27 protein-coding genes and 1 pseudogene are annotated in these 26,711 nt (G+C 64.5%); 9 read left to right on the top strand and 19 right to left on the bottom strand.

Annotated elements, in window-relative coordinates:
• The first annotated feature begins 116 nt into the window (after nucleotides 1-116).
• From ASD37_RS02195 to ASD37_RS02170, 6 genes are all read left to right on the top strand, one after another.
• Nucleotides 117-437 carry a 2Fe-2S iron-sulfur cluster-binding protein gene (locus ASD37_RS02195; RefSeq protein ID WP_056547400.1) on the top strand — a complete coding sequence of 107 codons (321 nt, stop codon included), beginning with the start codon at nucleotides 117-119 and terminating at the stop codon, nucleotides 435-437.
• 22 nt (nucleotides 438-459) lie between these two features.
• A complete protein-coding gene (locus ASD37_RS02190) occupies nucleotides 460-1,848 on the top strand; it encodes a cytochrome P450 (protein WP_056547397.1) in 1,389 nt (462 codons plus the stop codon).
• Nucleotides 1,845-3,062 (top strand): NAD(P)/FAD-dependent oxidoreductase, encoded by a 1,218-nt coding sequence (locus ASD37_RS02185; protein WP_056547394.1) that lies wholly within the window; start codon nucleotides 1,845-1,847, stop codon nucleotides 3,060-3,062. The genes ASD37_RS02190 and ASD37_RS02185 overlap by 4 nt, the downstream gene beginning before the upstream one ends.
• A 240-nt stretch (nucleotides 3,063-3,302) precedes the next feature.
• Nucleotides 3,303-4,388, top strand: coding sequence for a BtrH N-terminal domain-containing protein (locus ASD37_RS02180; protein ID WP_056549676.1), 1,086 nt, complete (start codon nucleotides 3,303-3,305; stop codon nucleotides 4,386-4,388).
• Between the two features lie 146 nt (nucleotides 4,389-4,534).
• A complete protein-coding gene (locus ASD37_RS02175) occupies nucleotides 4,535-5,131 on the top strand; it encodes a TetR/AcrR family transcriptional regulator (protein WP_056547391.1) in 597 nt (198 codons plus the stop codon).
• On the top strand, nucleotides 5,128-6,162 hold the full coding sequence (locus ASD37_RS02170) for an LLM class flavin-dependent oxidoreductase (protein WP_056547381.1): 1,035 nt from the start codon (nucleotides 5,128-5,130) through the stop codon (nucleotides 6,160-6,162). The genes ASD37_RS02175 and ASD37_RS02170 overlap by 4 nt, the downstream gene beginning before the upstream one ends.
• Before the next feature lie 123 nt (nucleotides 6,163-6,285).
• On the opposite strand, the gene ASD37_RS02165 is transcribed toward ASD37_RS02170, so the two are convergent.
• The 15 genes and pseudogenes from ASD37_RS02165 to ASD37_RS02090 all read right to left on the bottom strand — a co-directional run bounded on the left by ASD37_RS02165 (nucleotide 6,286) and on the right by ASD37_RS02090 (nucleotide 20,428).
• Nucleotides 6,286-6,690, bottom strand: a complete 405-nt coding sequence (locus ASD37_RS02165) for a hypothetical protein (RefSeq protein ID WP_156720693.1) — start codon at nucleotides 6,688-6,690, stop codon at nucleotides 6,286-6,288.
• 61 nt (nucleotides 6,691-6,751) lie between these two features.
• Nucleotides 6,752-7,039 carry an Imm61 family immunity protein gene (locus tag ASD37_RS31800; protein WP_056547374.1) on the bottom strand — a complete coding sequence of 96 codons (288 nt, stop codon included), beginning with the start codon at nucleotides 7,037-7,039 and terminating at the stop codon, nucleotides 6,752-6,754.
• A gap of 404 nt (nucleotides 7,040-7,443) precedes the next feature.
• Nucleotides 7,444-8,211: an NlpC/P60 family peptidoglycan endopeptidase RipB gene (gene ripB / locus ASD37_RS02155; protein ID WP_033718766.1), complete on the bottom strand. Its 768-nt coding sequence runs from the start codon at nucleotides 8,209-8,211 to the stop codon at nucleotides 7,444-7,446.
• Nucleotides 8,212-8,465: 254 nt separating this feature from the next.
• Nucleotides 8,466-9,389, bottom strand: a complete 924-nt coding sequence (locus ASD37_RS02150) for a sterol desaturase family protein (RefSeq protein WP_056547371.1) — start codon at nucleotides 9,387-9,389, stop codon at nucleotides 8,466-8,468.
• Nucleotides 9,390-9,436: 47 nt separating this feature from the next.
• Nucleotides 9,437-10,180 carry an AraC family transcriptional regulator gene (locus tag ASD37_RS02145; RefSeq protein ID WP_056547368.1) on the bottom strand — a complete coding sequence of 248 codons (744 nt, stop codon included), beginning with the start codon at nucleotides 10,178-10,180 and terminating at the stop codon, nucleotides 9,437-9,439.
• Between the two features lie 21 nt (nucleotides 10,181-10,201).
• On the bottom strand, nucleotides 10,202-12,550 hold the full coding sequence (locus ASD37_RS02140) for a cation-translocating P-type ATPase (protein WP_056549674.1): 2,349 nt from the start codon (nucleotides 12,548-12,550) through the stop codon (nucleotides 10,202-10,204).
• Between the two features lie 47 nt (nucleotides 12,551-12,597).
• Nucleotides 12,598-12,948: a heavy-metal-associated domain-containing protein gene (locus ASD37_RS30785; RefSeq protein ID WP_082569902.1), complete on the bottom strand. Its 351-nt coding sequence runs from the start codon at nucleotides 12,946-12,948 to the stop codon at nucleotides 12,598-12,600.
• A gap of 47 nt (nucleotides 12,949-12,995) precedes the next feature.
• Nucleotides 12,996-13,289, bottom strand: coding sequence for a metal-sensitive transcriptional regulator (locus ASD37_RS02130; RefSeq protein WP_056547365.1), 294 nt, complete (start codon nucleotides 13,287-13,289; stop codon nucleotides 12,996-12,998).
• A 287-nt stretch (nucleotides 13,290-13,576) separates the two neighbouring features.
• Entirely contained in the window at nucleotides 13,577-14,251 is a 675-nt protein-coding gene (locus ASD37_RS02125; protein ID WP_056547361.1) for a DUF305 domain-containing protein, read from the bottom strand.
• Between the two features lie 98 nt (nucleotides 14,252-14,349).
• The gene (locus ASD37_RS02120) at nucleotides 14,350-14,763 is read right to left on the bottom strand and encodes a DUF6153 family protein (RefSeq protein WP_235567996.1); all 414 of its coding nucleotides are present in this window, start codon (nucleotides 14,761-14,763) and stop codon (nucleotides 14,350-14,352) included.
• A gap of 69 nt (nucleotides 14,764-14,832) precedes the next feature.
• A complete protein-coding gene (locus ASD37_RS02115; RefSeq protein ID WP_056547347.1) occupies nucleotides 14,833-15,762 on the bottom strand; it encodes a M56 family metallopeptidase in 930 nt (309 codons plus the stop codon).
• On the bottom strand, nucleotides 15,759-16,136 hold the full coding sequence (locus ASD37_RS02110) for a BlaI/MecI/CopY family transcriptional regulator (RefSeq protein ID WP_056549670.1): 378 nt from the start codon (nucleotides 16,134-16,136) through the stop codon (nucleotides 15,759-15,761). The genes ASD37_RS02115 and ASD37_RS02110 overlap by 4 nt, the downstream gene beginning before the upstream one ends.
• Nucleotides 16,137-16,668: 532 nt before the next feature.
• A pseudogene (locus tag ASD37_RS32650) lies at nucleotides 16,669-17,004 on the bottom strand (hypothetical protein); the annotation flags it as partial.
• Between the two features lie 793 nt (nucleotides 17,005-17,797).
• Complete coding sequence (locus ASD37_RS02100) at nucleotides 17,798-18,325, bottom strand: hypothetical protein (RefSeq protein WP_056547341.1); 528 nt, start codon at nucleotides 18,323-18,325, stop codon at nucleotides 17,798-17,800.
• Between the two features lie 1,095 nt (nucleotides 18,326-19,420).
• On the bottom strand, nucleotides 19,421-20,428 hold the full coding sequence (locus ASD37_RS02090; RefSeq protein WP_056547335.1) for an amidohydrolase family protein: 1,008 nt from the start codon (nucleotides 20,426-20,428) through the stop codon (nucleotides 19,421-19,423).
• Nucleotides 20,429-20,490: 62 nt separating this feature from the next.
• Here ASD37_RS02090 and ASD37_RS02085 point away from each other — a divergent pair, with 62 nt between their 5' ends.
• The 3 genes from ASD37_RS02085 to ASD37_RS02075 all read left to right on the top strand — a co-directional run bounded on the left by ASD37_RS02085 (nucleotide 20,491) and on the right by ASD37_RS02075 (nucleotide 23,088).
• Complete coding sequence (locus tag ASD37_RS02085; protein WP_056547331.1) at nucleotides 20,491-20,925, top strand: MarR family winged helix-turn-helix transcriptional regulator; 435 nt, start codon at nucleotides 20,491-20,493, stop codon at nucleotides 20,923-20,925.
• Between the two features lie 125 nt (nucleotides 20,926-21,050).
• Nucleotides 21,051-21,977, top strand: a complete 927-nt coding sequence (locus ASD37_RS02080) for a class I SAM-dependent methyltransferase (protein WP_056547329.1) — start codon at nucleotides 21,051-21,053, stop codon at nucleotides 21,975-21,977.
• A gap of 763 nt (nucleotides 21,978-22,740) precedes the next feature.
• On the top strand, nucleotides 22,741-23,088 hold the full coding sequence (locus tag ASD37_RS02075; RefSeq protein WP_056547326.1) for a hypothetical protein: 348 nt from the start codon (nucleotides 22,741-22,743) through the stop codon (nucleotides 23,086-23,088).
• A gap of 510 nt (nucleotides 23,089-23,598) precedes the next feature.
• On the opposite strand, the gene ASD37_RS02070 is transcribed toward ASD37_RS02075, so the two are convergent.
• From ASD37_RS02070 to ASD37_RS32645, 4 genes are all read right to left on the bottom strand, one after another.
• A complete protein-coding gene (locus ASD37_RS02070; protein WP_156720691.1) occupies nucleotides 23,599-24,225 on the bottom strand; it encodes a nuclear transport factor 2 family protein in 627 nt (208 codons plus the stop codon).
• Between the two features lie 207 nt (nucleotides 24,226-24,432).
• The gene (locus tag ASD37_RS02065) at nucleotides 24,433-24,753 is read right to left on the bottom strand and encodes an EthD family reductase (protein ID WP_056547313.1); all 321 of its coding nucleotides are present in this window, start codon (nucleotides 24,751-24,753) and stop codon (nucleotides 24,433-24,435) included.
• 309 nt (nucleotides 24,754-25,062) lie between these two features.
• Complete coding sequence (locus ASD37_RS02060) at nucleotides 25,063-25,638, bottom strand: hypothetical protein (RefSeq protein WP_056547309.1); 576 nt, start codon at nucleotides 25,636-25,638, stop codon at nucleotides 25,063-25,065.
• A 361-nt stretch (nucleotides 25,639-25,999) separates the two neighbouring features.
• Nucleotides 26,000-26,113, bottom strand: coding sequence for a DUF2510 domain-containing protein (locus ASD37_RS32645; RefSeq protein ID WP_082569901.1), 114 nt, complete (start codon nucleotides 26,111-26,113; stop codon nucleotides 26,000-26,002).
• Nucleotides 26,114-26,711 lie beyond the last annotated feature (598 nt).

Raw genomic sequence — 26,711 nt, 5'->3', positions numbered from 1 at the left:
GCCTGCCCCTCTGAGCCGAAATCACAAGTATCTGACTCCTGCGAACATAGCCGCGGCGACCGTCCTCGATGAGACTTTCACCAAGTCACCGAGCACGAACCGATGAGGAGTTGGCCATGGCGGTTGTCACCTTCGTCTCCCATGACGGCGAGAAGCGCGAAGCGCCTCTGCAGGCAGGTCAGTCGCTGATGCAGGTTGCGACAAACAACGCGATACCCGGTATCGACGGTGACTGCGGCGGCGAGGCCGCGTGTGGCACCTGCCACGTGGTCGTCGATCCGCAGTGGTCAGAGCTGGTGGGCCTCTCCGGGGCCGAGGAAGAGGAGATGCTCTCGATGAACCCCGAGCGTCAGCCGACCTCTCGGCTGTCGTGCCAGATGCCGGTGTCCGAGGCGTGGGACGGCCTTATCCTCCACACCCCCGAATTCCAAATGTGACGACAACGAGTAGGTAGGCGTGATGAGCATTCCCGGAGCAATCACCGACAGAGTTCAGTCGAGCATCCCGATCGAGCGCCAAATCCAAGGCGCGCACCTGTACGACAAGGCCCGGCGATGGCTGACCCGCACGAACGGGGAGAAGATCTTCGTCGAGAAGCCCATCCCCCCGGTGGAAGACGTGGAACTCGCCGACATCGACGTCAGCAACCCCTTCCTCTACCGGCAGGGGCGCTGGCAGTCCTACTTCGAACGTTTGCGCAACGAGGCTCCGGTCCACTATCAGCCCAATAGCCCGTTCGGTCCGTTCTGGTCCGTCACGCGTCACGCCGACATCGTGGCCGTCGACAAGAACCACGAGGTCTTCTCCGCCGAGCCGTTCATCGTCATCGGTGTCCCGCCTCGGTTCCTCGACATCGCGATGTTCATCGCGATGGATCCGCCACGCCACGACAGGCAGCGGGCCGCCGTTCAAGGGGTGGTCGCGCCGAAGAACCTGCGTGAGATGGAGGGTCTGATTCGGTCGCGCGTCCGGGAGGTGCTCGATGACTTGCCGGTGGACGAGCCGTTCGACTGGGTGCAGAAGGTCTCGGTCGAACTGACCGCTCGGATGCTGGCGACCCTCCTGGACTTCCCGTACGAACAGCGTCGCAAGCTCGTCCACTGGTCGGATCTCGCGACGTCGATGGAGCAGGCGAACGGCGGGCCCTCCGACAACGACGAGGTGTTCAACGGAATGCGGGACATGGCGCGGGGTCTCAGCACTCTTTGGCGCGACAAGGCTGCCCGGACAGCTGCCGGGGAGGAACCCGGCTTCGACTTGATCACCATGCTGCAGAGCAATGAGAGCACCAAGGATCTGATCGATCGACCGATGGAGTTCTTGGGCAACCTCGTGTTGCTGATCGTCGGCGGCAATGACACGACCCGCAACTCGATGAGCGGCGGGGTTCTTGCGCTGAACCGGTTCCCGGACCAGTTCGAGAAGTTGAAGGCGAACCCCGACCTGATCCCCAACATGGGCTCGGAGATCATCCGGTGGCAGACGCCGCTGGCCTACATGCGGCGAATCGCCAAGGCCGACACAGTGTTGAACGGGCAGTTCATCCGCAAGGGCGACAAGGTCGTGATGTGGTACGCCTCGGGTAATCGCGACGAGCGGGTATTCGAACGGCCCGACGACTTCATCGTCGACCGGGCCAACGCCCGCAACCACATCTCGTTCGGGTTCGGAGTCCACCGCTGCATGGGCAACCGGCTCGCAGAGCTTCAGTTGCGCATTCTCTGGGAGGAACTGCTGTCTCGCTTCGAGAACATCGAGGTCATCGGCGAACCCGAGTACGTGCAGTCCAACTTCGTGCGGGGTATCAGCAAGATGATGGTCCGGCTGACCCCGGTGTCCGACACGTGACACCGCAGCGAGCCCTCATCGTGGGGGCCAGCCATGCCGGGGCACAACTCGTGGCCAGCCTGCGCCAGGAAGGGTGGACCGGTGAGATCGTCCTCGTCGGTGAGGAGTCGGCGCTGCCCTACCAGCGTCCTCCGCTGTCGAAGGCCTTCCTGACGGGCAGATGCGCGGTCGGCGAACTGGCAATCCGCAGCGCGGACTTCTACGCCAAGCAGCAAATCCGGATCCTGGACGCGACGGTGCAGGCAATCGACCGCACGGCCAAACACGTCACCCTTAACACCGGCGAGACCCTGCGCTACGACAAGCTCGCGCTGTGCACCGGCGCCCGCCCACGCCGACTCCGCATCCCAGGAGCCGAACTGGCCGGAGTGCACTACCTACGCACCGCCGCGGACGTCGAGCTGATCCACGAGGCGACCAGCCGTAGCCGACGAGCCGTCATCGTCGGCGGCGGCTACATCGGACTGGAGACGGCCGCCTCGCTGCGCGCTCTCGGCCTCGAGGTCACGGTGCTCGAAGCGACCGAACGCGTTCTCGAAAGGGTCACCGCCCCCGAGGTATCGGCGTTCTTCGATCGAGTCCACCGCGAGGAGGGCGTCAACATCCGGACCGGCGCCCTGGTCGCGGCGCTATCCGGCCACAGCAAGGTCCGCGACGTGATCCTGGCCAACGGCGAATCAATTCCCGCCGACTTCGTCATCGTCGGCATAGGAGTCCAGCCGAACACCGAACTCGCCGCCGCAGCGGGTCTGACCGTCGACAACGGCGTCGTGATCGACGACCAGACCCGGACCAGCGACCACGACATCGTCGCCGCCGGCGACTGCGCCAGCCACGACATGGCCCGCTACGGCCGCCGCATACGACTGGAGTCCGTGCCAAGCGCGGCCGAGCAAGCCAAGGTCGCCGCCGCGACGCTCTGCGGAAAGCCAAAGAAGATCGCAGCACTTCCATGGTTCTGGTCAGATCAATACGACCTCAAGCTTCAAATCGCCGGTCTCAACACCGGGTACGACGACGTCGTCCTCAGCGGCGACCCGACCAGGGACCGCGACTTCACCTGCTTCTACCTTCGTGGCGGCGAACTCATTGCCGCTGACTGCGTCAACCGCCCTCGCGACTTCATGTTCAGCAAGCGGGCCATCACGCAGCAGACCCCCATCGACCGAGCCGAACTGACGCTGGCCGGCGCGGCGTCCGGTTCGACGAGCTGATCACCCGTGACACACGCCGGACCACGGCGACCAAGGGCACGACGACACACGACCAGACCACTCCATCGAAGGACCCTCCCGTTTCTGAGCCGCAGTTGAAAGCGATCGGAGACGACGCTGGAAGACGGCCGAGCCCCAGCTGCGACAGCGAGCTGCAGCCCAGGGGCCACCCACCACGATGCCTTCGCTCCGACCTACGGTCGACGGTGTCATGACCCCAGGACAGGCGAGGAGGTGGCAATGACCACGGTACAAATTCCCTACCGGCACGAGAAGGGAGGTCACTGCGGCTCGGGCGCGCTTCGGGACCTCACCGAATGGGCCGAAATCGCCTGGGGATCGCAAACACTCGAAGAAGGAGTGGTCTTTGCCCTCGGCGGAGCCCTGGACTTCTGCTACGTCCGCTCGCCGCAGCTGACTCCGCAGACCTACCTCGTGGGGCGAGGTAGCGAATTGGAACAGGATTACCTCACGCGGGTGGGCGCGACGTTCGTCGTGCGAACCACCGACGACCCAGACGTGGGATGGGCATTCGTGACCGACGAAGTCGACAAGGGCCGCCCGGTCATGGTGTGGGCGGACATCGGCGAACTCCCCTATCTGCGCGTCCGACTGCACATGAGCCGCCACGACATCGTCATCGTCGGATACGACGACGAGGAACGCGTGGCGTACGTGGTCGACAACGACCGCGACACCACCCAGCTCGTTCCCTACGACAAACTACGACGCGCGCGGTCCTCAGTCGGGTTCCCGACCCCCACCCGACACACCACCTATCACGTCGACTGGCCGGACCACGTGCCCGACCTCCGTCCGATTGCGGGTGACGCGCTCGGCGCGAGCGCAGCGGTCATGCGGGGTGACGCCGCGGGTGCGCCGCTACTGCACGTCGAGGCGGCCGAGGTCGAATCCTCGGGCCTGAAGGGCGTGCAGGCGTTCGCAGAGGACTTGCGTTCTTGGACAACGTCATTCGATGACGAGGGTCTGACGGCAGCACTATTCGGGCTCGGTGCCTTCATCGAGAAGGCCGGCACCGGGGGTGGGCTCTTCCGCACGTTGCAGGCGCAGGGTTGCCAGACCATCGCCGACCTTCTGAACGACGCCGCCACCGCCGATGCCGCGGCGGCAGCCAGAGACGCCTCCAACGCGTGGTCCGCGCTGGCGGCCGCGGCCACGAATGCTGACACGCCGCTGCGCAGCCGCAGCCTGGCTGCAGCCGAAGTCGCCGCAATGCTCCCGGAGACCGAGACGCGTCTCGTCGGAGCCCTCGAAAGGGCCAGTCGATCACTTGGCGCGTCGACGCCGACGTCAACCATCAACTGAAGTCGATCCATAACCAGCACTTTGGACATCCGACTTCCTGGAGACCACCGGTTCTCTGGAGCGGCAGCACGACGATGTCCAGCGCTACCGGCGAAGAGCAACAACGGTTTAGACTCTGAGTTCAAACTCCGCGAACGGGAGGGACGATGCGCAGGGTTCCACGTCAGATCTCTGATCGGCTTCCCGCCGCGGCGGACCTATTCGCCGAAAAGGGGCTCAACGACTCCAAGATCGAAGACGTCGCCGCGGTAACCGGCGTGCCGAAAGCAACGCTGTACTACTACTTCGCTGGCAAGGAGGAGATCCTCGCGTTCCTGCTCGAAGACCTCCTCAAGGACATCGCCGAGGCCGTAAACGCGATCGTGCACACCGACGGCACCGGTGCCGAACGCCTCGAACTCGTCATCCGCGCCCAGTTGCGGGCGATGGCGCAACGCCCAGCGGTCTGCCATGCACTCATCAATGAACTGGGACGAGCCGCCCGGATGCCGGTCATCGCCGAGATGATCAACACCGCCTATCAAAAGCCCGTAGAGGCCCTGCTACTCGCAGGAGCCCGCGACGGATCCCTCGTGGAACAGCCCGACGCACGCTCCACGTCGATCGCACTTTTCGGTGCCGTCACCATCAACGCCCTCATGTACCTGGTCACCGATCACCATCTCGACGAGACGGTGGTCGCCGACACCCTCTACGCCGTCATGTTCAACGGCCTGCGCCCACGCCAAGGAGACGAAATATGAGCACCTATGGCCTGTCGGTTCTCGGCGCGGACCTGCAATCGATGGCTCAGACCGCCCGAGCCGCCGACGACGCCGGGTTCGACGCCGCATGGGCCTCCGAGTTCTACTCACGCTCCGGATCCATCTCCATGGCCGCGATGGCCAACAGCACACAGAACTGCCGGATCGGGTCCTCCATCCTCTACGGCGTCGGCCGAAGCCCCCTGGTGCTAGCCACTGAGGCACGCGACCTCGACGAACTCTCCCACGGACGACTGGTGCTCGGCATCGGCAACGGCACCAAACGGATGATGAGCGACTGGCACGGTGTCCCCGACACGTCCGCACCCGCGCTGAGGATGGAAGAACTCGTCGTGCTGCTGCGCCGCATCTGGAACCTGTACGAAGGTCCAATCCACCACGAGGGCCGCTTCTACAGGATGAACCTCATTCCGACCGGCGAAGTCCAACCCCCCAGCCGGCCGATCCCGGTCATCACCGCCGGTGTGCGCCCCCGGATGTGCGAGACAGCCGGCAGGGTGGCCGATGGCCTCGCAGGGCATCCCCTATTCACCACCACCTACGTCCAGGAGATCGTCCGGCCAGCCATCGCCAAGGGCGCCGCGCACGCCGACCGCGACCCCCGTGACGTCGAAGTCGTCTCCATGGTCATGTGCGCCATCCATGAGGACGCCGAGGTCGCCAGACGCGAACTGGCCCAACAGATTGCGTTCTACTCCTCGGTCAAGTCCTACGAGACGGTCCTTGACGTTAACGGCTTCGCCACCGAGGGCAAGACAATCCGGGAAGCCTTCGCCCGACGCGATTTCCCAGCGATGTTCGCCGCGGTATCCGAGGAGATGATCGACACCATGGGCGTCGCCGGAACCGCTGACGACGTCCGCGTCGGGCTCACGCGCTACGAAGGCGTTCTCGACCACATCATGCTGTACTCACCATCGGTGGGCATCGCCCCCGAACGCGTGCAGCAGAACCTCGACAGCCTCATCAGGGAATGCTCACCACGCAGGATTGCTCAAGCCGCGCAATAGTGCTCACGCGCCGCACGCCGTCCAGGCAATCTTCCCGACCCTCATGCGGCCGTGCAGGTCGACGTGGCGGCGATCCCAAGTGCTGACGGGGCTGCCGGACAAAATGCTTTGCGTAGGAGTGGTTTACGACGTCAACGCCGGGTTTATCGACGCAGGTGTCAGCCCGGAATGATTGCAGACACTCGCCTGACCCGCCACAACGATGCTGCTGCGTGGCGCTAGGCCGGCTACAAGGATCCCATCCTTTCCGGAAGGTGCACGACATGTGTGGCGGCGCGCGAAGAGCGATTCCGGGCCGTGACAAGGGCATACGCCATTCACCAACACGTCGACCCCTAGAGAATCGTCGTCCGCGCCGTTGCGCGACAAGACCTGGATCGTCCCGCCGGCGACGACGACCATCGCGCGCTGGCCATCCCACTTGATTTCTGTAGCTAAGTGCTCACCGGTGACCGGCGCCGTCCCCAGCGTCGCCAGCATCGGTGCAGGGACCGCGCCATGCACCAGCTCGGTCGATCTCCTGACCACCTGGTCGACGGTACGCCCCGGCACCGGCGATCTGCCGCCGCTCGAAGACAGCCGTGCCCGTTCAGTCGACTGCGTACCGACCGGCGCGCAGAAGAGGCATTCCGTGTTCGTCGAGGTATGAGCGGCGCAGCTCGGCCACCGTACGACCGAGAAGGTGCGACAGCGGAACGAGCGCAGTCAAGCTGGTCAGCTCACCGGGTGCGGCGGCGACAGGATCCCCGCCCCGAAAAAGCGTCCGGGATCCGTTCTCGAGCGGACCCACGCGGTACCGGCCGGCGGTGTCGGTCGCGCCCGCCGGCAGATCCAGATAGGGCAGGTCCAAATCGTCGCGGATGTCATCGCCCAGCATTCTATCGCTGGTTAGATCTGTTGCCCCGACAGGCCAACAGGCGAGCAGTGTTACTGAGCAGAAACAAACTTCGACACGGGTAGGGAGCAACACTTCGTCCGGACGATCACTGGCCATGTCCCGACTGACGTAGCGGCGCAGCCCTGTCGCCGTTACGGCGACAGTCGTGGGCGACCGCGGGCCCGTCTCGCTTCCGGGCACTCGCCCCTTGAGCCTATTGGGCGCAAATTCTGACATTAGGGGCGTCCAGCCGTGCCGCCAGAACGTAAACACCGTGGAACTGCGCTCGCCGGGCACGACTGAACGAGAGCCTGCAGCTGAGTGTTTGGCGTCGTTTGTCGTTGGGGAGGCGCCGCCGCGGCTATCGCGAACCCGGACTGTTACTAATGCTGCTTCGCCGAACGCTAGCTCTCGATGATCCGGGTTACGTACGGGGTCATCCCGCCGGTGCGCACAGGCGAGACCTTCACGGGCACACCGGTTTGTTGCGCTTCGAGCATCTGGCCGCCGCCCAGATAGAGGGCTTCGTGCTGGCCTCCCGAGGGACCCCAGAACAAGAGGTCGCCCCGCTTGGCTTGCGATGGGGGGACCTTTCGGCCGGCGTCGTATTGAGCGCCGGAATAGCGGGGAAGCAAAATGCCGACACCTGCGAAGGCGTAACGGGTCAGGCCCGAGCAGTCGAATCCGACAGTTCCTGCGCCGGAGTCGATTCCGCGGCTCGGCCCGTTGAGGCTGCCCCCGCCCCATGAATAGGGAACACCGCGCTGGGATCCGGCTCGGCGAATCACGTATTCGATGGCTTGTGCACCGTAGACCCGGTTACCGCTCAGGCTGGAGCCCGGATCGCTCGCCGGGCTGGTCAGCCCCAGGCTGCTCAGGAATTTGCGTCCCATGTCCATCGTGGTTTTTGCCGCGTTGGCGCTGGCTTGCAGGGAGGCGTTCGCGATCGCCAGTGGGTCACCTGGGGCCCCTGCGCTAAGGACGCTCGGCAGTGACGGATCCCATGGGCTGACGGGTTCGGCGTGAGCGGGCGTGGCGAGGCCGATCGCCGACACGGCGCATCCGATGAGAAGAAGACGCGCCAACCCAGAGCGACGGCGGCCTGCGCAGTCCGCCTTCGGCCATGCGCCGAAACGTCGACCACGATTGTTGGTCCGAAACTCGGAGGGCATCGAGTTCAGTTCTCCTTCGCAGGTGGCCATGCCCCCGGGGACATGAGCGCCGCCGACTCGTGCGCCGGGTTGCTGTTCTACGGCCCATCTCAGTACGTAGCAGCAGCGGATATTATGGAACGTACATCACATCGGCCTCTCTGTTAACACCAGTAACAGAACAACATCCGTGTAATTCGCAGGGCGCGTGTCGATGTGCGGCGTTCCATTGGGCCGCTACTCACCGTTGGGTATCTCGTTTCTCAGAGCTCACTTCATCGAGTCGTGATGACAGCTGGACTGGATGTCGGGGCCTCCGATGTGAATGTGCAGCCGCCGGCGGTGGTGAACGGGTACGTCATCTGCTGCAGGTAGCCGGAGGGGTAGTCGGGTTTCACGGCGATCCCTAGTTGGGTGGAGTCGAAGCGGCGGGTGGGGTCGTAGGAATGGGTGTGCATCAGGTGGTCCCAGATCAGGGTGAATAGTCCGAAGTTGACGTCGCCGACGCCGGCCCATTTGAGGTGGTGGAAGCGGTGGCCTTCGTTGAGTGCGAGTAAGTACTTGGCGGGGCCGATGCGGTAGTCCGCGTTGGAGTGCTGCAGGAGCAGTTGGATTGCGACGGCGAGGGCGAGCACCGATGCGACGTCGACGGGAAGGCCGATCAGGATCAGCGGGGCGACTCCCGCAGTCATCTCGACGGTCTGATGCAGTGGGTGCTTCATGAGGCCGTTGAGCCCGTACAAGCGGGTGATGCTGTGGTGCACGGCGTGAAAGCGCCACAGCATCCCAACGTGGTGGCTGGCCCGGTGGACCAGGGTGATGCCGAGGTCGGCGACCAGGATGGCGGCCAAAACCTGGGCGATGAATGGCCAACTGGCGGGCCAGATCTCGGGGATTGGAATGATGCCGGCCAGCAGGGGGATGGCGGTGACGCTAACCAGGATGAGTGCCTCGTTGACGGCGGTGTGGATGCGGTCGCGGACCTTGTCAGCCCGATCGTGGTTCCAGCCGCGGTCATAGGGGATGACCCGTTCAGCCAGGAATGACGCCGAGATGGCAACGGCCAGAACGACCAGAAGCCAGATCCTCGCTGTGTCGGCAACGGTGAGCACGATCGCGATTCCGTTGAGGCCGAGCAGCATGAACGGGACGTAGGCGTAGCGGGTGATCGCGCGCAAGATGCCGGGGAGGGTGTTCATCCCTGAATGGTCGGCGCTGTTGGGGTGTTGGGGCTTGAACGTTTCGGCTAAACCCTGGTGTCGATGTCCCAACGTATGTGCCTGCTCAGCAGCGAGGGCGGCAAGCCGAAGGTGTCACGACATGTTCGGCTGAGATGGGCGCTGTCGGCGAAGCCGGCTGCGTGGGCGGCGTCGGTCAGATCGTCGCCGGCCTGGACACGGGTGATTGCGATGTGCAATCTCCGCCATAACACGTAGCGGCGCAACGGTATTCCGACCTCTTCGGTGAACAGGTGCGTCAAACGGCTGGCCGAGACGCCGACTTGAGCGGCCACCTCGGTGCCGCGCACCGCGCCCGGGCCGGCGGGATTCGCCAACAGGCCCAGCGTGGCGAGGACGGCGGGGTGCCGTTGCGGAACCGGCCCGGTGTGAACGGGTGTCAGCTGGCTGATCAGGTCGGTTACGACGGCGCCCAGAGTGCGCTCACGGGTGTGGCCTAGGACGGGCCCGCTAGTCCATCCGTGGTAGATGCCGCGGTGGTGGGCCGCGCGGCCGGCGGTGGACTCGGCATCCAGGAACACTAGGATGCCCCGTGCCGCACCGGTGTCGATCCGATGCGTTGCATCGGCGGGCACGATGACCTTGGTGCCGCGGTGGCAGGCGCCGTTGACGTCCACGATGGTCATCGCCGTCGGTGCGGTCATGATCTGGACGGCGTGATGGGCGTGGGGGTCGGTGACGCCGATGGCTCCGGTGAACGCCAGCACGCCGGGCCGCAGTAGCGCCGATCCCTGCCAGGGCTGCTCGGTCATGACAGCGTGGACGGCGACCGTTTACCGCGTGGTCGCGGCCGGTGTGCGCGTGGTTATGGTGGCGGTGGCGGCTGCCGATGTCTGGTTGTTGGCGGTGGTGGCGAAGCGGCGCAGTCGGAGGCTGTTGCTGACCACGAAGACCGAGCTGAACGCCATGGCGGCTCCGGCGATGAGCGGGTTGAGTAGTCCCAGCGCTGCCAGCGGCAGCGCGGCGACGTTGTAGGCGAACGCCCAGAAGAGGTTGCCCTTGATGGTCTTTAGTGTGGCTCGGGACAGGCGGATGGCGTCGGCGGCCGCGCGTAGATCGCCGCGCACCAACGTCAGGTCCGACGCCTCAATGGCGACGTCGGTGCCGGTTCCCATGGCCAGTCCCAGATCGGCCTGAACGAGTGCGGCCGCGTCGTTGACGCCGTCGCCGACCATGGCCACGATGTGCCCCCGGGCCTGCAAGTCCTTGACGACGTTGACCTTGTCGGCGGGCAGGACTTCGGCGATGACGTCGGAGGCGTCGATGCCCACTTGCGCGGCGACCGCGTGGGCGGCGCGCCGGTTGTCCCCAGTGAGGAGGTAGGGGCGTAGACCGAGCTGGCGGAGCTGAGCGATCGCGTCGGCGGCAGTGTCCTTGACCGTGTCCGCGACGACGATCACCGCGCGCATCGCTCCGTCCCAGGCCACCCACACCGGGGTGTGGCCGTGTTCTTCGGCCGCCTCGGCGGCGTCGAGCAGGACTGTGGGGGTGGTGAGCGACCAGTCGTCGGTGAGCCAGCTGCGCCGCCCGACGAGCACGGCGTGCCCGTCGACGACACCGCTTACTCCGTGGCCGTCGTGGGAAGTGAAGCCCTCGACCGGGGGCAGCGAAGTCCCGTCGGTGGGTGCGGCGGCCACCGCGATCGCGTGACCGATCGGGTGCTGGGAGGCGGCCTCGAGTGCTCCCGCGAGGGTGAGGGCCTGCGTGGATGTTTCTCCGTCGGCAGGGTGCACGCCAATGAGGCTCATTCGGCCGGCGGTGACGGTGCCGGTCTTGTCGAGCACGACGGTGTCGACGCGGCGGGTGGACTCCAACACTTGCGGCCCCTTGATGAGGATGCCGAGTTGGGCGCCGCGGCCGGTGCCGACGAGCAGGGCGGTCGGTGTCGCCAACCCTAAGGCGCAGGGGCAGGCGATGATCAGGACGGCGACGGCAGCGGTGAATGCTGCGGTGGCTGGGTGGCCCGTCGCCAGCCACGCGGCCAGCGTCAGCACCGACAGGGAGATGACGATGGGGACGAAGATGGCCGAGACCCGGTCGGCGAGGCGTTGGACGGAAGCTTTCCCGTTCTGGGCGTCCTCAATGAGGCGCGCCATTTGGGCGAGTTGGGTGTCGGCGCCGATGCGGGTGGCCTCGACGACGAGTCGACCGCCGGCGTTGACGGTGGCTCCGGTGACGTGGTCGCCGGGGCGGACTTCGACGGGCACTGGCTCGCCGGTGAGCATCGAGGCGTCGACCGCTGAGGCGCCCTCGGCGATGACCCCGTCGGTGGCAATCTTTTCGCCGGGTCGGACGATGAACATGTCGCCGACCGCGAGTTGTGCTGTGGGGATGCGGGTTTCGGTGCCGCCGCGTATCACGGCGACGTCCTTGGCGCCCATGTCCAGCAGCGCCTTCAGCGCGGCTCCGGACCGGGACTTGGCGCGTGCTTCGAAGTAGCGGCCGGCCAGGATGAAGACGGTGACGGCGGCGGCGACTTCGAGGTAGATGTGTTCACTACCCGACGTCGCGTCGGGTAGCAGGCTGAATGACATGCGCATGCCGGGCATGCCGGCATGCCCTAAGAACAGCGCCCACAGTGACCATAGGTAGGCGGCGCCGACGCCCAGGGATATCAGAGTGTCCATGGTGGCAGCGCCGTGGCGCGCGTTGGCCCAGGCGGCGCGGTGGAACGGCAGCGCGCCCCACACCACGACGGGTGAGGCGAGCGTGAGAGCAAGCCATTGCCAGTTGGTGAACTGCAGGATCGGGATCATCGACAACGCGATGACCGGAACGGTCAGCACCAGTGAGACCAGCAGGCGGGTTCGCAACGCGGCAGTCTCGTCGGGTGCAGTCTGCACGGCGTCGGCGTCGGCACCGGGTTCGTGGGATGTCGTGGTGGGTGCCGTTGCCGTGTAGCCGGTGGCCGCGACGGTGGCGATCAGATCGGCGGGCTCCACGGAGTCCGGGTAGCTGATCTTGGCCTTTTCGGTGGCGTAGTTGACGGTGGCGCTGACGCCGTCGAGTTTGTTGAGTTTCTTTTCGATCCGGGCCGCGCACGACGCGCAGGTCATGCCGCCGATCGACAGCTCGATACTGCGCGGCAGCGCGAGGTCAGCGATGTGATCGGTGGTGCTCATGTCCTGTCCCTTCGTGGGTGCGAATGCGGGTGCGGTCGCTGAATGGGTCAATCAGTGGAGGCGAGGTGGTAGTCGCCCGCTTCGTCGAGGGCAGCGGCGATCTGCTCACCGGTGATGCCGTCGGTGCTGGTGACTCGCACCGTCGACGTGGCGCCCGGTGCGAGGTCGACGGTCACGTCGGTGACGCCGGGGATTGCGGAGATTTCTTCGGTCACGGCGATGACGCAATGGCCGCAGGTCATTCCGGTGACGGCGAACGCGGTGACGGTGCTGTCCCGGGTTCCGGTGGCGTGGGTTGTCGTGCTCGGGCCGGACGTGGTGCGGGGCACGCAGCACGCGCAACCGCTGTCTTGTGTTTGTAGCAGCGGTAGCGGTTCGCGTAGGTCCAGGTTGGTCATGTGACGTCCTTCGAGTGGTGAAGCGGGTTGTGGGAGAGCAGTTTTGGTCAGGAGCGGACGAGGCGGGCGATGGCCGCTGATGCCTCGCTGATCTTCTGGTCGGCGATGTCGCCGCCTTGCTGGACCGCGGCGCTGACGCAGTGGGTGAGGTGCTCGTCGAGGAGCGCGAGTGCCACGGATTCCAGGGCCTTGGTGGCGGCGGAGATCTGGGTGAGGACGTCGATGCAGTAGCTGTCGTTCTCCACCATCCGCGCCAACCCGCGAACCTGTCCTTCGATGCGGCTGAGGCGTTTCAGGTGGGCGTCCTTGGACTGGAGATATCCGGGTGCGGCGTGTTCCATGCGATGCTCCGTTCTCGTCGTGTACCCCCTGGGGGTATGACACCACCATACCCCCAAGGGGTATCGAGTCGTCAAGTGACGGACAGCCCGGGGCTGCGTGCGGCGTTCAGCGACGTGGAATTCCGGGGACGCCTGACGAACCGCCGGCTCGATGTGCGCGCTCGACTGATACGTGGGGAGTCGTTGAGACGGGAGGTGCGATCGTCGTGCTGGCGTGGCCGATCGATTGCCGGCTAGGTGCTCGGCGGACGGTTGTCCGCCGAGCACCCCTCCTCGGTGGCCGAGGGTTAGCTCCCGAGCATGCCCCGCATCTGGGTGATCTCCGCCTGTTGGTTGGCGATGATCGCCTGGGCCAGCTTCTTGGCATCCGGGTTGGTCCCGTCGCGCAGCTCCGTGTTGGACATGTCGATGGCGCCGCTGTGATGGTCGATCATCATCTGCAGCCACGCCTGGTCGAAGGCCTTGCCCGACAACCCGGTGAGGTTGTTCATCTGCTCTGCGGACATCATGCCCGGCATGCCTCCCATACCGGGCATGTCATGGCCGGACATGTCTGGTGACGGCGCGGGCTTGCCGAAACTGGTGAGCAGGCCGGTCATTTGAGTCATCTCGGGCCCTTGAGCCTTCTCGATGTTCTGAGCCAAAGTGATGAGCTGCTGATTCTGGGATCGGCTCGGCACGAGCTTGGCCATGTCGACGGCCTGCGAGTGGTGGGGGTACATCATCTGCAGGAACATCACGTCGGCGTCGTTGAAGTCGGTGCGGGTGGCACTGGGCGCCGCTGATGCCGACGAGTCTCCGTGATCCATTCCGGGCATCGATCCGCTCATCGCGGTGGAACTGGAGACGGTCGGTGATGTCGAGGTGTCGGACGTGGTGTTGGTACAGCCGGCAACGGCCAGGGTTGCTGCCATGGCGGCAGCAAGCACGGTGGACTTGACGGCAATGGTTGAACTGAACATGACTGGTTTCCTTCTACGAAGTGTCGATGACTGGAGTGAACGAAGACAGGTGTCGATGGGTGAGCCGCTCACGATGAGCGGCCACGCGTGACTACCTGTCAGACCCGCAGAATCGACAGTTGGTGAAGGGTGAGCACGGTCCAGGGTGGTGCGCGCTGTCGGCGGCGGTGGCCGTGCCGAATCTTCGGCGCGACGAGCACTGAGCTGCGGGTTCCGATCCAGCACAGCATCGCCAGAGCGGCGATGATGGCGATGGCAGACATGATGAAGACGCAGCCATGCAGCGCGGTGTGGTGCTGGCCGCAGTCGTCGCCGTCACAGGGTGCGGGCGCCGGGGCGGCGTGCCCGCCGGTGGTGTGGTGCTGGCTCGTCGGTGCCATCGCGGTCTGCGCGTCGTGGTCGTGGCCGAGGGTGAACGTCACGGCGTGCATCGTGATGATTCCACCCACCAGGGCCACCAAGAGGAGGAGTCGCGCGACGGCGGGCAACGGTGCCACACCACGCACGTTCATCACGACTGCCAGCATACGGCACCGGAGCTCATACCCCTAAGGGGTATACCTTCAGTTTCGGGACTTCGGTCAGTGGTGGCAGAGCGCGCTGGTGAAGACCGGGACCGCGATCGTCAAGCTGATCGCCGCCCACAGCGTGACCCGATCGCGCCACCGCACACCGGCAGGAGCGGGCGCAGCCAGGCGGGCCGCGCGGTCGAGCACGGCGGTGTGGGCTGCGCCGAGGGCCGCCGCTGGAACCGTGGGCCGGCCGACGAGCGCCGCCATGCCGCACAGCAGGGGGTGCCGGCCGTGGCGGCGAGCCGCGCTGTCGTCGGCGTTCATCTCCAGAAGCCGTGACACCGCGTCGGGCCCGGCGGCCAGCAGCGGCAGCGAGGGTAATCCGGCGGCGGCGGCACGCAACACCATCATTAGTTGGTGGTGACGGCCGGTCAGGTGCGCGTACTCGTGCGCCAGCACTGCGGCCAGTTGGTCGTCTTCGAGGCTTGCCAGCGCCGCACTCGTCACGACGATGGCGCGCGGACGCCCGGATACGCAGTAGGCCGCGGCCTGGTCGGCGTTCACGACGAACACGTCGGGCCATGGGGTGGGCCGCCCGACGACGCGGGCTGCCATCGCGTGCTCGTGGCTAGTCGTTCGGAGCGCGCGCAGCGTCCTGACGGTGCGGAGGCCGAACAGGATCGACAACGCCAGGGACGTTGCGATGAGGGTGACGGCGACGGTCGCCGCGACGGGGCGCGCCATGTCGATCTGGCCGAAGTGGCCGAGGAACTCCAGACACATCGTCCCGACGACACTGTTGGAGAGGGCGTCCACGGCGTCGAGCGCCAACACGATCATCGCTGCCGCCCAGGCACCCAGGACGCCGACGACCGCGGTCAGCCAGGCGGTCACGCCGAGAAGCGGGTTGATTCCGCGGGCGGTGATCTTGGCCAGCACGTGCGGTCCCCACCAACTCATCACCGCCGCGTACAGCAGGAGGCCCGCCGCGACACTCACGAGCCCGCCCGACGATTGATGAAGCGGCGAAGCGTGGACTTCACCTGCGCCGATTCGGCGTCGTTCATCTGATCGAGGAAGTGCGACAGCACCAGGTTGGTGTCCCCGCCGGATTCGAAGGCATCCCGCATCAACTTGGCGGAATGCTCTTCGCGGGTCAGGGCCGGGCGATAGTGGTAGGCCTTGCCGACCCGCTCGCGTTCCAGCCAGCCCTTGCGGTGAAGATTGTCCATCGTGGAGAGAACGGTGGTGTAGGCGATCACCCGGTCTGCGGCGAGTTCGTCGAAGATGTCGCGGACCGTGCACACGTCGACGCGGTCCCACACCCGGTCCATCACGACGGCCTCGAGTTCTCCGAAACCCCGAACTCGCACGGCACACTCCTGCTGGTCGACGGCGACGTCTCGCACCGGCTGCGAGGTCGGACAGCTGAAGCCAATCTAGGCCCCCAAGGTCGGCGAGCCAATCTGCGGCACGCCAATGTCTCGAAACCGTTACAGCTCTGCACATCACGGATCCAAAGTCCGTGACCAAACGCATCGCCGGGCCGGCGTGATGTACGGTCCGAATACGTACGGCCCTACTACGTACTACCGACATGCGTAGCAGTGCGGGGTTGTGAATGCACGAAGAGATCGCCGGGACGTGGACGCGGTCTGAGTCGTAGGGAGACCACAGACGATGGCAAACAGGTGGAACCCGAGCCGCACCGTGTCGATGGTCGCCGCCGCCGCCATGGTGGCCTTGGTGATTGCCCCCATCCCTGCGCGCGGGGAACCGGGACCAGTCAGCGGGGGTGCCGAAACGGTGTCCGCGTTGATCGTCCGGGTAGCCGAGGCGGATCAACGCCTGCAGCACCTTGTCCTGGACGTTTCTGATTTGGGTGATGGCGGCGGGCAACCGGCTGAGGTTGTTGGTTGGATCGTTGTCGGGCACCGTACCCAGATAGGGGAAGTTGGGGTTGTCCTCGTTCGGCACGATTTGTATATCGGCAGGCACGCCAGAATCCCCCTGTACGTAGAACGTGTGCGTACCGTCCCGAATTAGCTGCATCGCCTTCGCCGAATCGAGACGCCACGGGGCGCTATCGCCAAGGGACCCGCCGATATCCTTAGTGAATCGCTTGTGCGTCCCGAACACGAAGCCATCTTGCGTACCGGTGACCCGCCAGCGGCCCGGGGGTACCTCTTCGGTCACGGGGGTGTAAGTGATCGCAGCGGGACCCCATATCTCACCCTTCATGATCTCACCCTTCATGTTGAAGGCGTAGGTTCCCGATTCGAGCGGGGCGGCGTCGGGTGAATCGTGGAATAGCTCCAAGAGTTCTGTGCGACTGTCGTGGCGCAGTGGCTCCAACTCGTTGGCGGTGAAGTAATTGACGGCCACTCCCAGGCGGTCGTCGGGATCCAGCCATGCAAATAACGCGCTCAGGCCGCTCGCGTAGTTCTTGACTGCCTGCTTGACAACGGGGCCCGCCGATTTCTTGATGGCGTCAAGTTGAGCCGAGAAGATTGAGGTGACCGCGGTGGACGGATCCTTGCCCTGCGCGATGGCCTGCTGCGCGGGCTCGATGACGTCGGCGACCTTCAGCCCGGCGAGAAACTGGGCTAGCTGGGCCCGTACGAAGTCGTTCATTGCTCGATGCCCGGCCTCGGCCTGATCGTTGGTCATCGCGTTCTCTTCGAGCAGTACCGCCATGAGGACGACGACCCCGGGCACCTCGAAGGTTCTCCCGAAGACTTTCAATTCGATGGGCTGCAGGGTGGTTTCGAAGCGGCCGACGGCGGGCGGGATGGTCAAAGCTGCACCGAGGCCGACGGGTCCACCGATGTTGCCGTGGCTGCCCGGGCTGAAATGGCACGTCGGGACGCCGCTCAGCGCGGGTGCTTTCGGCTCGTGAGTAACCGTCGAAGACGATCGCGATCGTCCACAGATATGGTTCCGAGTCCCCCTCGTCAGGTCCGAAATAGTGGAACAACCGGTGCCACTGGGCGATGACGCGCATCGGTTCCATGTCTCCCCCAAACTGTCGGCTTCAGAAGCAGGCGGAGCCGTCGTCGCAACCGTTGACTTCGCCGAGGGCGATGTCGAAGACAAGCTCGGTGAGATGATGCGGGCACGCCAGTGCTTCCAGGGTCGACGTCGTCCCGTAATGATGCTGGGCACCGACGACGAAGTGAAAGTACTCGTGGGTAATCACTTCCCGCTGGCAGGTTTCGTCGGCATCCTCGAAGAACGGCTCACCGAAGATGATTCCCAGGTTCGGGTCTAGCGACGGGTCAACGTGTGCAAAGTCGTCGGTCACTGAACGATCGGGGACGAGAGGCGCGGAGCCGGTGAAGGATTTGTTCGATTCGATGGCGATCAACGCCTGTTCGACAGTGGACCAAAAGTTACTGTCCAACGGGGTGAACAGTTGGCGAATGAGGGCTTGAACGGTTGGGTCGTTGGCGTCGGGCACCTCGCCGCTGGCCTGTTGCAGCGTCTGAATTGCGGTGATGGCTGCATCGAGTGCACTTTGGCGAGCCGTGTCGGCAGCAGTGATGACGTCGAAATCGGACATGGCTCCCCCAGTTGTTCGGCGCGCCCGCTGGTGGCCGGCGGATTCAGCGCGAGGGTATACCGATTCGCATCCGGCCGTAGTCCCATTTGACGTAAGCGGTGATTAACAAGATGGCGGTCCGCTGGTGAGAAAAAGACGAAAGCGACGACCACGGAGCGCAACGGAACCTGCCGTGAGGTTAAGTCGCCGGATCCAGGGTGGGTGCGCGTCTGGTGTGACGAAGCGCGAAGGAGGTCGTCACGCTAATGGTCCATAGCAACGGTGTCGGGTGAAAATGATTACAATGCAGAGCAATTGGCTTCTGAAATGTATTGCGGCAGCGCGCCGTTGCGCACCGATGCCGCCGGTGTGCCGCTGCCCGAAATGTGCATCGCCGTGGCACCAGGGCGCCGTGGTGTTGGCATCGGCGGCGTGCTCCTGGACGCCCTGGTCGCCGAACTCGCGAAGGCACGGACGCGGGTCGACGTCGGCAATCACGGGTCCGACTGTCTGAGGATCGGCCGAGACCAGCCAGCACTGCGTCATCGGGATCAACGATGCGGCTGCTGCCCAGAGCGACGCGGCCCTACTGCTCGCCGGCGATGTCTGCCACGACGAGTGCCACTGTGCTGAAGAGTCTCTTCGAGATAGGACTGATGACGGTGGTCAATGAGCCGGAGCTGGCCAGGGGACGAATATGCAGGAATCGAATACGCAGGGTTACCAATAAAGTACGCCGGGTTCGAGAGGTAAATCACCGACGTTCCGAGTCAGCCTCGGCCCACTACTCGCCATCTGATCCGGACGTTTCACCAGCAACCGACCCGGCCGGCACATTGACCCGCAGACCATCATGATGCGATTGAAGGCGCTCGGCATCAACCTGCAAGGCGCACGCAACACTGCCCTACAAACACTCGTCTCCGGGACCCCCGCTTCCCTGGTCGCCGAAATGCTCTGCCACGGCGACCAAGTCACCCAGAAGCACGCCGCGGAAGCCGGCAGGACCTGGGCGAGATACGTAACGCGATGAGGAAGTCGGCCGCTGCAACCTAATGTTTGCAGACTGGACAATCCGTTGAGCAGTCGGCCGACTGGAACCTTCGTTCCCCTTTTCTACTGATTCGCCGAGGTTCCGGTGGTCAGCCGGGGCAAGAGGCTGTATGCGTTGTCGCGCATGACCCGTGCGAGCATTTCGGGCCGAGCTTCGAAGTACGCGTCTACGTTGTTCGTAAACCAATTCACGGTTTTCGGGTTGGCGGCCGGGAAGTCGGTACCGAAGAGAATGTGATCCGGCTCGACGAAGCTCTCGAGAGCCACCAGGTTGGTCTCGAAACCTGATAGGGCGGTCTCGTAGTAGAACGTCCGGAAGTCGGCGAGGATTTCGTCCGGACTAAGTTCGCAGCCGAGATGGAACGCGCCCAATGCGGCGACGCGAGCGGCGAGAACTGGTGTGCTACCGCCAGAATGGGAGAGGATGATCCTCACGTTCGGGAACTGCCGTTTGCGCCCGCTAGTCACGAGATCCGCTGCGCCCTTGTAGGTTTCATTCGGAGTTTCACTGACCGGGGTGGGCAAGAACTCGCTCGGGGCCTGGTTGCTACCGGGTGTCTGCTCACCGTGTAAGAACACCAGCGCGCGGCGACGGTCGAGTTCGGCCCACAGCGGTTCGAAGATCGGGTCGCCCAGGGATCGGGCCTCATCGCCGACGCCGTAGACGTTGGTGAGGGTGATTCCGTCTGCCCCCAACACATCGAAGGCGTAGGTCAGCTCTTCCAGCGCGGCGTCGACGTCCGTCGGGGTAGGAAGATGCGCAAACAGACCGAACCGTCCGGGGTGGTCTTCCATTGTCTGACGGGTCAACGTATTCAACTCGCGGGCGACGTGACGACGCTTGTCCTCGGGGAGCCGCGATTCGATGTCGTTGGGTATGGACAGGATCGCAGTATCGATCTGCAGCTGATCCATGAAGTCCACACTGACCTGCGGTGTCCAACCGGCCTCGTCCTTTTGGAACTTCCAGCCGGACGTGTCGCCGAACAGCCCCGAGGTGAGCATGCCGGTCGGCATGAAGTGGTGGTGAAAGTCGATGCGGCCGGGTGTGGTGGTGCTGTCATAGGTCATGCCCACACTCAACTCGCAATAGTTGACTTTTGTCAATAATCATCAGATGTTAGGTTTCTCCTATGGTTAACACCGACGCTCCGGAGCTGCAGCTCCTCGACGCGCTCTACCGACTCAACAAATTGGTCGTGGCTGACGCCCGCGTGCACGTCGTCGCTACCGCACATCTAGACCTCGTGGACTTCCTGGTCCTGCGCACGGTCAAACTGGGCGTCGACACTCCGAGTGACCTCGTCAGCGATCTCGGACTCAATCCGTCAGTTCTCAGTAGGGCGTTGTCCAAGCTTGCCGACTCGGGATTGGTGACCCGCGAGATTGACCTCGCCGACTCGCGACGATCGCGGATTCGTTTGACGGACAACGGTGTAAAGACCACCGATGACATCGGGGAGCGGCTTCGACCCAGCCTGGCTCGGCGACTTCGCCTCCTGTCCCCCGACCAGACCCGAATCCTGTTGGAGAGCCTCGAAATCCTGTGTGGCGACACGGTCACCTGAACCCTGAACCACTGGAGAACTGCACCCACACGTGATTACAACGATCACCGCGGCAGTCACTAGCCACCCCCACCACCTACAGCTTTCCCTCACCCATCCGAGACGACCCGAAAGAGGACGCAACCATGGCACGCACCGATCACGACAGTTGGGACCTGGCCTCCAGCGTGGGAGCCACCGCCACCGGAGTCGCCGCCGGCCGCGCGCTAGCAGCGCGTGGACCGGAGCCCCTACTCGATGACCCCTACGCCGAACCACTGGTCCGGGCCGTTGGTCTGGACGCCTTCACCCGCATGATCAGCGAGGACGCCGACGAGGTCGCCGACGACCCAATCTTCAACCGTCAGCAGATGGCCGAACAGGTCACCGTTCGCACCCGGTTCTTCGACGACTTCTTCCTTCGGGCCGGGGCCGCAGGCATCCGGCAGGCCGTGATCCTGGCCAGCGGCCTGGACACCCGCGCCTACCGGCTGCCCTGGCCAGCTGGCACGGTGGTCTACGAAATCGACCAGCCTCAAGTCATCGAATTCAAGACCCGCACGCTGGCCGAGTTGGGTGCCACCCCGACCGCCGAGCTTCGCACCGTCGGCATCGACCTGCGCGCGGACTGGTCCACCGCCCTGCGCGAGCGGGGCTTCGACCCCGACCAACCCACGGCGTGGAGCGCCGAAGGGCTGCTGGTGTACTTGCCGCCGCAAGCCCAGGACCGCCTCTTCGACGACATCACCGCGCTCAGTGCCCCCGGCAGCGCGCTGGCCACCGAACACGTTCCCGATCTCAGCATCCTCTCCGACGACGACCGCATGGCCAACTTCGCCCAGCGCTGGCAGCGCTACGGCATGGCAGACCAATGGACCGACCTCGTCTACCAAGGTGAGCGCGCCCAGGTGCCCGCTTACCTGAGCGGCGCCGGCTGGCAGGTCACCGCCCGAGGCACCGTAGACCTGCACGCCGCCAACGGTTTCGCCCTGCCCGACCACGAGATGATGACCGAACTCGCCGACCTGACCTACATCAGCGCCGTGCTGTCGGACCCGACACCCCGCCGCTGACCCGGGCGCCCGTCCCCCTCGCGCCCGCGGGCCGCACCACGGCACGTGCTTAACGACAACGTTCATGAGAGCGCGGTCAGAATGACGACCGGAACGACGCGGTGACCGCCGTACACCCCGCGGCCCGGGTGACCAGGGTCCGTGCCGGAATCGACACGCTCCTCCCACGGCTTAAACCGCTGATGGCCCTGTCGTTGCAGGCCCGCGACGGTCTCCCCCCGCGGGGAGGACCGCTATCGACCTACAGACCGCGGTAGCGGATCCCGGCTTGGTCGCCAGTGGCGATCTGTCCCACAAGTCAGTGCCCCTCCCGTCGTGTTAGGGCGATTCGCTGTGGCATAGCTGGAGGAATACGGCGGGAACGAATATCGCGGGTTACCAATAAGATGCGCTGCGCAGCAGGCAAGGCCAAAAACGCCATCATCGCCCGCTCGACCTCGACGACTTGTTCCGCTGTCGGCCCGCCGACCCGGGCGTGGACGTTCGATCTTCTGACGGTAGTGAGCTTATCGATCATCACGTCGCTGTCGTGGTAAAGGCCGGATAGCCGACCGTCTCCGCCGGCTATCCGAATGCGGACCAGCGGCCGCCCTCCCGACGCTGACGCTGTTCCACAGCTGTTACTTACATAGCTAAGCAATATAACCGGTAGGTCGTTGGTTGTAGGTAGGGACCGATCGGGACAAACCCAACCCGATGGCTACGGCGATCACCCGAATTCCGGCTGACCCACCGTTTGGTACGAGGAAGGACATGATCGATCATGAACGCTAAGCGGATTCTGGCCGGTGTAGCAGTTGCGGGTGGCCTCGCGGCGGGCGCCTTCGGCGTCAGCACCGGCGTCGCCGGCGCGGACACCGGCCCGGGGCACGGCGGCTCGGTGCCGGCCAGCTGGGCCACCGACCACGGCGACCATGGTGGCTGGAACGGTGACCACGGCCGCGGCGGCGGCTGGGACAACAGGCCCGGTTGGAACAACGGGCCCGGTTGGAACAACGGGCCCGGTTGGAACAACGGCGGCGGCTGGAACAACCGCGGTCCTGTCCCCGGCGGCTGGAACGGTGGCTGGGAACCCAACGGCGGCCTCTGCATCGGCCCCTTCTGCGTCTAGCAGCCCGTAATCCACGCGAAAGAGCGATGACCCCGCCCCCGGTCACCGCTCTTTCGCGTGAAAAGTACTGTTATGCAACGTTTCTTTTGGATAGTCGTAACCGACAGCCCCGAATTGCGCGGGCGCGTCGGACGGCGGAAACGAATGTGGCGGATTACCAGTCAACTACGCCGAGTTCAGACTGGATCAACGTTCCTGACCAACTTCACCAGTGACGTATGCGGGCGGCTCGTATTACTAGATTGCCGTCACTCCCCCTCCGTCTCAATCAGGGTTTGACGGCGACAGTATGGGCGAGAGCACAGCGGACTCAAATATGGCGGGCGAGCGGTAAATACTGCATATTGCATCAGATGAATCACGGCCGCTGATGAGTTGTCACACCTTGGATCCGGTGCACGGGCTGTTGTGGCGGTCGGCGGGCGAGCCTGACGAGGCGCCGGCAGGAACCATCATCTGCCGTGCGTGATCCGCCAACGGAGTAAGGAATCTGAGCAAGTCGCCCTGCCCTTAGGAAAAATAGGCATCAAACTGATCGACGTCCGCGAAGTTCGCTGCGACGTTGGCTACCTTGCCATCTCGAATGGTCAAGACGTTGACGACATCCTGATCGAGCGTCATCCCGTTGCGCTCGCCACTGTCGTGCAATCGGACGGCGACCGTGTCGACTCCGTATGCATATCCTTGAATTGCGATGTGCAGGTCGTACTGCGTCAGGACGTCAGCCAACTTCATGACCGCGTCGGTCCCACTCGTCCGGCCCGATATGACGCTCGAACCAGGAATCGTCCAGACGATGTCGGGCGCCGCGTTGGCGGCGATACCTGCGTGGTCATCGTGCACGATGGCCGTCGCGAACGCGCTGACGATTGCCTGCCGCTGCTGATCCGTCAGCGCCGGATCGCCTGGCGCGGCGGCCGCCTGCGGACTCGCCACAGTCGAAACCAAGCTGATTGCAAGTCCGCTCAGCAGCGCCATCGTGGCGATGCGCGCTCGTGGATTCACCACGGCAGCATGCACGTTCGCCCGCCGACGCAATGCACGCCAGGCCGACGCCCGCCGTTGCTCCAACGGCACGTTGCAGTGGTGGCGGAGAATCCGACGACTCGCCGCGGATCCCTGCACGGACTCCTGCACTTCATTGCTCCCTGCAACTATCACTGACAGGCCTCTCCGCTAGGCATTGCTCAAAGTCGGCTAAAGAAGGTGAACCCTGGCGCCCAGATCGTCGCAAGGTCAACGGAGCCAATCGGCGAAGATCAGCCCACGACGCCAGTTCTCAGTGTCGGTGGTGCGACTCCGGTGCCTGGTTGGGTCGGCCCGCTACCGGCGTCATCTGGTGTTTCAGCCTCGTGCGACTTCGACATCGGACATCAGAATGCGTACTCCACCAGTGGCGAGTTGGAAGAGCGCCTGAATGAACGTTCCGGCCTCGGCCGTAGTCACGGCGAGGCAGGCGGCGTCGTAGTCGGCGAAGTAGAGGTCAATCATCCGGTAAGCCGGTGTCGGCGTTCCATCTTCTTTCGGCCAGATCTTCGACGCCTCGAGACGAAGGTATCCGGGAATCTTGCGGGCAGCCTCCAGTTGTTCGGCCACATAGGCGGTTTCAAAGGCCTCCGGGTCGGTGGGGTTGTCGTAGATCACCGTGAGCTTGGTTTCTGACATCGTGAATCTCGCTTTCTGTAGGGAACTCCGAGAAGGCATGGGCAGCCGTCTCCAAAATCACTGTGAAGTTACTAGTTTGCCGTGAGTTTCTCGTGGGACAGGCGTGTGAGAACTCGTTACACGTTGTGCTGCAGGACTATGCGACCCCAACGGCGGCCGCCGGAGACCCATCGATCCCGTTGGGCAGTTACGGCAGCGCATCACTTGCATGCCGAAACATTCCGGAGATCAATGGTTTTCAGATTCGATCTGCCATCGATCGATCTCGCCAACGGGGGTTTCGGTGCTCGTAAGTGAGCGTGCGCCGGCTCAGATCGGCGCCGGGGCGGCCAGCCAGGCGAACCGACCCAGCCGCGGCCGCAACCAGGTGTCGACGCTCCACGTCGAGCCCGCTGCGGCGAAGAACAGCGCAAGGGAGGCGAATACGTAACCCGCCGACGGGCCGAGATCGGTCATGCCAGCGTGGAAGGGCAGGTGAAACCCCTCGGCTCCGGACCAGATGCCGAACGACAACACCGCCGTTCCGATGAAAGCGACGTTGGACAGCACACCGAATATCAAGGCCAGGGCGGCGAGCGACTCGAGGACGGCCATCACGGTCGCGAAGAGGCCGGGGTTGGCCAGTGCGACGGTGTTCCACAGTTGCAGCCATTGATGGACGACGGGCGTGTGGACCTTGGCGGCTCTGCTGAGTTCGTCGGGGAGCGTCTGTCCCCCGCGGAATCCCGGCAGCCACTTGAAGCTGGCGTTGAAGGCCCAGAGGACCCCGAAGAGGATGCGTACGACGGCCGCTCCGCGGAGCCATCGCGTGCCAAAGACACCGGCATGCGCCGACGTTCGAGTACTCGTCGCGTCAGCTGGAGTGTGCGAGGACTGGATGATCAAGGGGATTCCTTCTCTCGGGTGCTTGGTGTGAACACGACGTGGCCGTGCGATTGGTTCAGCAGCGGCCGATCTCCGTCGAGGTGACCACCTTCTCGACCCAACCGAAGGTGTTCGACTACGAAGGCGACGGAGTTAGCGAGGTTCGATCTCCACGGTGCCCGCTCCGCCCAGCGCGCCGGGTCGATCACCGCAAGGTGGGCTGCCCCGCCAGGCGCATATGGCGATATGGCCAGCCGTCAGCGCATCTCCCCTGTCGCGTTCAGTCCGATTCGCTGCCACGTATCGGGACGAATACGGCGGGATCGAATATGGCGGGCCACCAAGGTACGCCGTGTTCAGCGGATGAATCACGATCCGAATCTCATTGCGCCCCTTGAGAGTGCGCGGCGAACGAAGTCCACGACTGGCCGTCGAAGTAGCGCAGCATGCCCGGCGACACCGGATCTGGATACCAGCCGGGGTGCGCCGGAAACACGCAGCACAGCCCCCTGCCGTCTGGGTCGTTGACAGACCACCAGTATTGCCACACCGCCAAGCACGGCAGGGACGACGACCACGAAGACGACGAAAGCGATACACAAACTCACGAACAAACCGATGATCACCGCTCGATCCCCTGCCCCTAAGCTCTAATTCATCCGGCTTGAGTTCTCCGCCCTTTGGCCCCGTAAGTGCTCAGCGACTCCTCAGCCCCTCAAGCTCGACTCTCAGCTGGTTCAGCCCCTCGATTAGCCGCGCCGTTGAGGGCTCTGGAGACATCTGTCATACCAACTTCGGCCGTATCCGCCTGACGATCCGCCGTCGAAGCCCGTCCACCCGCGATCGGTGTTCATTCCAACACCGCAGCCGTCATCGGTCGTCCCTGCGGGCTGATCCGCTGATGAAAACCGCGAAATGTTCTGCGGCTCTGGCAGATCCGAGGCCATCTCGGTGTGGCGGGCAGCGGCGCGCTCGGCCGCAGCCAAAGTGGTTCGTTCCAGGACCAAACGTCGACAAGTCATCTGATCTCCGTGGCAGAAGCGGGGTCGGGGAATACGAGCGAAGTGAATATGGGGGGTTTCCAGTCAACCACG

The sequence above is a fragment of the Mycobacterium sp. Root135 genome (genome assembly GCF_001426545.1).
Taxonomy (GTDB): Bacteria; Actinomycetota; Actinomycetes; order Mycobacteriales; family Mycobacteriaceae; genus Mycobacterium.
The sequence above is the reverse complement of the archived record's forward strand: the minus strand, read 5'-3'. Positions and strand labels throughout refer to the sequence as shown.